The organism is Variovorax sp. F042 (genome assembly GCF_057814215.1).
The window spans coordinates 1-7,423 of the sequence record NZ_JBVASX010000026.1 but is presented as its reverse complement, the minus strand read 5'-3'; the positions used below and the strand labels follow the sequence as shown (position 1 = coordinate 7,423).

3 protein-coding genes are annotated in these 7,423 nt (G+C 69.2%); all 3 read left to right on the top strand.

From position 1 onward, the window contains the following. Positions 1-1,310: non-ribosomal peptide synthetase (locus ACZYSP_RS35175; RefSeq protein ID WP_489019167.1), on the top strand; the 1,310-nt coding region annotated here is incomplete at its 5' end. Beyond that, positions 1,310-5,938 carry a type I polyketide synthase gene (locus ACZYSP_RS35170; protein WP_489019165.1) on the top strand — a complete coding sequence of 1,543 codons (4,629 nt, stop codon included), beginning with the start codon at positions 1,310-1,312 and terminating at the stop codon, positions 5,936-5,938. The genes ACZYSP_RS35175 and ACZYSP_RS35170, both read left to right, overlap by 1 nt. Positions 5,939-5,951: 13 nt before the next feature. Next, a partial coding sequence (locus ACZYSP_RS35165; RefSeq protein ID WP_489019163.1) for a condensation domain-containing protein occupies positions 5,952-7,423 on the top strand: 1,472 nt, incomplete at its 3' end.

The following is a 7,423-nucleotide window of genomic DNA, read 5'->3' as shown; positions in this document are numbered from 1 at the left end:
TGGCCTGGATGCAGGAGTTCTACACCCTCGCAGGCGCTGACACGGTCCTGCACAAGGCCCCCTTCGGCTTCGACGTGTCGGTCTGGGAGATGTTCTGGCCGCTGACCTCTGGTGCCAGACTGGTCATCGCCAACCCGGGCGATCACCGGGATCCGGTACGCCTGGTCGAACTCATCCAGAAGCACCAGATCACGACGCTGAACTTCGTGCCCTCGATGCTGCAGGCCTTCCTGGCCTACGAGGGCATCGAAGCAACGACGAAGCTCAAGCACATCATCTGCGGCGGCGAGGCCATGCCCGCAGCCACGCAAAGAGAAGCACTTCAACGCCTGAGCGGCGCCACGCTGCAGAACCTGTACGGGCCGACGGAGACGACGATCCACGTCACCCAGTGGACGTGCCGGGACGACGGCAGCAGCCAGGTGCCGATTGGCCGGCCGATCAGCGAGACGCAGGCGTACGTGCTGGACGCAAGCCTGAACGAAGTACCGGCGGGCGTGGCGGGTGAGCTGTACCTGGGGGGCATCAACCTCGCACGGGGCTACCTGAAGCGGCCAGCACTGACGGCAGAGCGCTTCATCGCAGCGGCCAACGGAAGCCGGCTGTACCGCACGGGCGATCTGGTGCGCTGGAACAACGAAGGGCAGCTGGAGTACCTGGGGCGCATTGACCATCAGGTGAAGGTGCGGGGGTTCCGCATCGAGCTGGGGGAGATTGAGGCGCAGTTGCAGGCGCAGCCCGAAGTCAGGGAGGCGGTGGTCGTCGCGAACGAAGGCCCTGCAGGAGCGCGGCTCGTGGGCTACGTCTCGGGCCAAGGCATAGACACCGCCACGCTGCGAGAGCGCCTTGCAGAGGCGCTGCCCGACTACATGGTGCCCAGCGTCATCGTCGTGCTCGACGCACTGCCGCTGAACGCCAACGGCAAGGTAGACCGCAAAGCACTCCCCACCGCCGCCATCACCAGCGACAAACCCTACGAGGCCCCGCAAGGCCCCATCGCCGAAACCATAGCCGCCATCTGGGCCGAAGTGCTGCAGATGGACAAGGTCGGCACTCACGACAACTTCTTCGATCTCGGCGGGCATTCGCTGCTGCTGGTTCGCGTGCACCGCCTGCTCGAAGACAGGCTGCGCACCACCGTCGCGCTGGTCCAGCTTTTCAAGTACCCCACGGTCGGTTCGCTGGCGCAGTGGATGGCGCGCGGCGCCGATGCACCCGCGGCGTTGTCGCCCACGGCCGGCGACGACCGTGCGCTGCGCCAGCGCGCCGCCTTGCTTCAACGTCGCAAATCCGCGGAAAGAGTCAACTGATGAACACCCTCAACGAACAGGCCGCGCAGGCCGATGCAGCCACCGGCATCGAGATCGCCATCGTCGGCATGGCAGGGCGCTTTCCGGGCGCCGACGACGTCGATGCGTTCTGGCGCAACATCCGCGACGGCGTGGAGTCCATAGCCGGCTTCACCGACGAGCAACTGCGCGCGCAAGGCATCTCGCAGGAGCTGCTCGACGATCCGGCCTACGTGAAGGCGGGCGTCCAGTTCAAGGGCTTCGACCAGTTCGACGCCGGCTTCTTCGGCTACTCGCCGCGCGAAGCCGAGTACCTCGACCCGCAGCAGCGCATCTTCCTGGAGTGCGCATGGGCCGCGCTCGAGCATGCCGGCTGCGACGCGCATACCTGGCCAGGCAAGATCGGCGTGTACGCGGGCGAGGGCCCCAACCTGTACCTCATGCGGCACCTGCTGCCCGCATTCGGCCTGGGCGACGGACGCGGCATCGCCGACCTGCTGGGCCTCATGAGCGGCAACTCCGGCGGTTCGCTGTGCACCCGCGTGGCCTACAAGCTCAACCTGCGCGGCCCGGCAGTGACGGTGCAGACCGCCTGCTCGACCTCGCTGGCCGCGGTGCACACAGCCTGCCAGGCGCTGCTGGGTTACGACTGCGACATGGCGCTGGCCGGCGGCGTGTGGCTCAACCTGCTGCAGGACGGCGGCTACCTCTACCAGGCCGGCGCCATCCTCTCGCCCGACGGCCACTGCCGCGCCTTCGACGAGAAGGCCGCGGGCACGGTAATCGGCAGCGGCGCAGGCCTCGTGGCACTCAAGCGCCTGGACGACGCGCTGCGCGACGGCGACACCATCCACGCCATCATCAAGGGCACGGCCGCCAACAACGACGGCGCCGACAAGGTCGGCTTCACCGCGCCCAGCGTGAACGGCCAGGCCGAAGTCATCCGCGCGGCGCAACTGATCGCTGGCGTGACGGCCGAATCCGTCGGCTACATCGAGGCGCACGGCACGGGCACGGTGCTCGGCGACCCGATCGAGCTGGCCGCGTTGACGCAGGCCTTCCGGGCCGATTCAGATCGCACCGGCTACTGCGCCATCGGCTCCGTCAAGACCAACGTCGGCCACCTCGATGCGGCGGCCGGCGTCACCGGCCTCATCAAGACGGTGATGGCGCTCAAGCACAAGACGCTGCCGGCCAGCCTGCACTACGAGCGGCCCAATCCGCAGATCGATTTCGCGGCGAGCCCGTTCTATGTCAATGCCGCCACCAAGGCATGGCCCGCGGGTGCCGCGCCGCGCCGCGCGGGCGTCAGCTCGTTCGGCATCGGCGGCACCAATGTGCATGTGGTGCTCGAAGAGGCGCCGGCCGCGAAGCCGGCCGAAAACCCGTCCAGCTGGCAGGTGCTGCCGCTGTCGGCACAGAACGCCGCCGCGCTGCAGGAGGCGGGCCGGCAGCTCGGCCGCCATCTCGAAGCGTCTGCCGACCAATCCCTTGCCGACATCGCGCACACCTTGCAGAGCGGGCGCCGCCCGCTGCCGCTGCGCGCGGCCATCGTCGCCAACGGCCATGCCATGGCTGCGCAGACCCTGCTGTCGCCCGAGGGCGGCTTCGAGCAGGTGATGCGCGCGCCGGCCACCGCGCCCGAGGTCGCCTTCCTGTTCCCCGGCGGCGGCACGCAGCACGCCAACATGGGCGCGGCGCTGTACCGCGACGACCCGGTGTTCCGCGGCGAGGTCGACCGCTGCTGCGCCTTGCTGAACGACGCGATGGGCATGGACCTGCGCCAGCTGCTTTACCCGGCAGCCGGTGCGGAAGCCGCAGCCGACCAGAAGTTGTCGTGCATCGAATACACGCAGCCGGTGCTGTTCATCGTCGAGTACGCGATGGCACGCACCTGGATGGCGCGCGGCGTGCAACCCGCCGTGATGCTGGGCCACAGCCTTGGTGAATACGTGGCTGCCTGCCTGGCCGGCGTGTTCAGCCTGGAAGACGCACTGCGCATCGTCACCACGCGCGGTCGCTTGATGCAATCGATGCCGGCCGGTGCCATGACGGCCATCGCGCTGACCGAGGCCGAACTCGCACCGTTCCTCCAGGCCGGCTGCGACATCGCCGCGATCAACGGCCAGCAGCTGTGCGTGCTCGCGGGGCCGCTGCAGGCCATCGAAGCGGCAGAAAAGCAACTGCTCGCCGGTGGCCTGATGCCGCGCCGCCTGCACGTTGCCATCGCTTCCCACTCGGCCATGACCGAGTCCATCGTGGCCGAACTGCAGCAGGTGGTTGCCTCGGTGCCGCGCCATGCGCCGCGCATTTCTTTCATCTCCAACGTCACCGGCCAGCCGATCACGGCCGAGCAGGCGGTGGACCCGGCCTACTGGGGTCGCCATCTGCGCAGTACCGTGCGCTTTGCCGACGGACTGGCTGTGTTGCTCGGCGTGGCTGGGCGCGTCGTGCTCGAAGTGGGCCCCGGCGAAACGCTGGCGGGCCTCGCGCGCCAGCATCCGCTGGCCGGGTCGGCCGCGGGCATCTGGGCGAGCCAGGCGCATCCACAGCAGCAGGCCCGCAACGAGCGGCAGCTGGCCAGCGTGACCGGCGCGCTCTGGTGTGCCGGTGTCGAGATCGACTGGGCCGCCTGCCGCGCGGGCCAGCCGCGCCGCCAGGTGCCGTTGCCTACCTATCCGTTCCAGCGCCAGTCGTACTGGATCGAGGCGGGCACATTCGAGGGCAGCGCTAAGGCAGGGCCGGCAGCCGACGCCTTCTACGTGCCCACCTGGAAGCGCACTGAGCCGCTGCTGGCGGTGTACACCCCCGCGCCGACCGGCACCTGCACGCTGGTGTTCGGCGAAACGCGCAGCCTCACCGACAGCCTGATCCGCCACCTGCACCGTGAGGCCGACGCGCATCCCGTGGTCTGGGTGGAGCAGGGGCCGGGCTTCGTCGAGATCAGCCCGCGCCACTACGCGGTGCGCCCCGGCGAGCGTGCCGACCACGAGCAGGTGCTGCGCAAGGTGCAGGCCGAGCTGGGGCCGGTCTCGAAAATCTATCACCTGTGGAGCGTGGACGACGAGCTCGCAGCGCCTTCGCAGTCGAGCGAGATGCTGGAGCGCGGCTTCTTCAGCCTGCTGGCCCTGGCGCAGGCCCTCGACAGCGCGTCGGCCGGCAGCGAGCGCAAGCTGGCGATCCAGGTCGTCACCAACCAGATGGAAGACGTGAGCGGGCTGGAGCCCCTGTGCCCCGAGAAGGCCACGCTGTTCAGCCTGGCCAAGGTGATCGGGCAGGAGTATCCGCACATCGACAGCCGCGTCATCGATGTGGTGCTGCCCACAGCCGGCAGCGATGCCGAGGCATGGCTGGTGAAGCAGCTCGCGGCCGACATGCCGGCGCGCCACGACGAACCGCTGGTGGCGTACCGCGGCCCGCACCGTTGGGTCAAGGCCTACGAGCCGCTGGCGCTGCCTGCGCCGGGCGCAGGGCCGCAGCAGCGGCTGCGCACCCACGGCGTCTACCTGATCACCGGTGGCCTCGGCGGCGTGGGCCTTTCCGTGGCGCGGCACCTTGCCAAGTCGTGGCAGGCGAAGCTGGTGCTGTTCGGACGCACGCCGTTGCCCGAGCGCAGTACCTGGGAGGCGCTGGCCGCATCGCCTGAGCAGCCCGCGGCATTGCGCCAGAAGCTGCTGCAGCTGCTCGAACTCGAAACCCTCGGCGGCGAAGTGCTCGCGCTATCCGCAGACGTGGCCGATGCCGCGCAGATGAAGGCGGCCACCGCGCAGGCCCGGCTGCGCTTCGGCGCCATCCACGGCGTGATCCACGCGGCGGGCCATGCCAGCAGCGGGATGATCGGCCAGCGCACCCGCGCCATGGTCGACGCGGTGTTCGCACCCAAGCTGCGCGGCACGCAGGCGCTGCTCGAAGCAGTGCGCGAAGACGCACTCGATTTCGTGCTCTTCTGTTCATCCATTTCCAGCATGGCCGGCGGCCTGGGCATGAGCGACTACGCCGCGGCCAACGCGTACCTCGACGCACTGGCCGCGCAGGTGCAGCGCAGTGCGCGCCACGCGGTGTTCTCGGTCAATTGGGACGCCTGGCGCGATCTGGGCATGGCCGCTGGCATGGTGCTGCCCGAAGGCGTCGGCATGGACGGCCCCGAAGGCGCGCTGGCGCTGGAACGAATCGTCAACGGCCCGGCGTTCTCGCAGGTCGTGATCTCCACGACCGACCTGACGCAGCGCCTTGGCGAGCTCGACAGCGGCATGCTTGAGCTGATCGAGTCCGGGCCGCTGGCCCACGCCGCGCGCGCGGGCCGTCGCAACCATCCGCGCCCCGTGCTCGACACGCCTTACGTCGCGCCCGACGGCGACCTCGAGACCGGCCTTGCTGCCGTCTGGCAGGACATGCTGGGCATTACCGCCATCGGCATCCACGACAACCTGTTCGAGCTGGGCGGCGACTCGCTGCTCGCCATCCAGATCCTGGCGCGCGTGCGCAAGGCCTACGAGGTCGAGCTGCACCCGGCTGCCTTCTTCAAGGCGCCAACCATCGCCGACCTGGCCCTGCTGGTCGAGACCCGGCTGATCGAAGAAATAGAGAACAGCGAGAACGGCGACCCGGCCGATGCCGCCACACCGGACCGACTGTCCGCCACCGTCTGAAACAAGCACCGTCATGCCCGAAATCCAGGATATCTCCGCACGCCGCGCCAGCCTGAGCGCCGAACAACGCGCCAGGCTGAAAGAAAGACTGCGCGGTGCGAACGTGGCCGGCACGCGAGAGGCCGGGAGCGCCATTCCCCCGCGCCCGCAGAAGGACCGGGCGCCGCTGTCTTTTGCCCAGCGCCGGCAGTGGTTCCTGTGGAAGCTGGACCCGGCCCGCACCGCCTATCACCTGAGCGGCGGCCTGGTGCTCACGGGGCAACTGGACACCGAGGCCGTGCGCGCGAGCATGCAGGCGCTGGTCGACCGCCACGAGTCGCTGCGCACCGTGTTCCGCGAGGAAGGCGACGGCGAGGCGGAGCAGGTCATTCTTGAGGCCTTGACGGTTGAACTGCCGTGCATCGACCTGAGCACGCTCGACGCCGAGGCACGCGAGGCGGCCATCCAGCAGCAGGTGCGCAGCATTCGCACCGAGCCCTTCGACCTCACGCGCGGTCCGCTGATGCGCACCGTGCTGCTGAAGACCGGCGCGCAAACGCATCAGCTGCTGGTCGTGATGCACCACATCGTGTCCGACGGCTGGTCCGTGCAGCTCACGCTGGACGAACTGGCTGCGCAGTACGCCGCGCGCGTGCAGGGGCAGCCAGCGGCGCAGCCCGCGTTGACCGTGCAGTACGCCGACTGCGCCGTCTGGCAGAACCAGTGGCTCGACGGCGGCGAGGGCGAGCGCCAGCTCGCATGGTGGCGCGATCACCTGGGCACCGAGCAGCCGGTGATCTCGCTGCACACCGATCGCCCGCGCAACGCCGATGGCCGCTACGGCTCGGCACGCGTCACCGTCGCGCTGCCGGCCGACACCGTCGCGCGGCTGCGCCAGCAGGCGCAGGGGCAGGGCGCAACGCTGTTCATGGCGCTGCTCGCAGGCTTCAATGCGCTGCTGTTCCGGCACACGGGGCAGACCGATGCGCGCGTCGGCGTGCCTATTGCCAACCGCAACCGCGCGGAGACGGCGGGCGTCGTCGGCTTCTTCGTCAACACGCAGGTGCTGCGCTCGCAAATCGGCCCGCGCACGACGCTGGCCGAGTTGCTGGTGCAGGCGCGTGACACCGCCATCGGCGCGCAGACCCATCAGGACCTGCCGTTCGAGCAGTTGGTCGGTGCGTTGCGGCCCGAACGCAGCCTGAGCGCGAACCCGCTGTTCCAGGTGATGTTCAACCACGTGCGGCGCGACCATCGCTCGCTGGCTGAATGGCCGGGCGTGTCGGTTCAGCGGCTGGATTTCGAGGAAGAGGATGCGCAGTTCGAGCTGACGCTGCAGACGCTGGAGCTCGAAGACGGTCGGGTCGATGCGACCTTTCTCTACGCGGCGGAGCTGTTCGATCGGGAGACGATCGAGCGGATGGCGGGGCACTACGTGGCGGTGCTGGAGGCATTGACTGCCCAGCCTGAGCTGGCAGTGGGCGATGTGGCGCTGGTGGGTGCGGC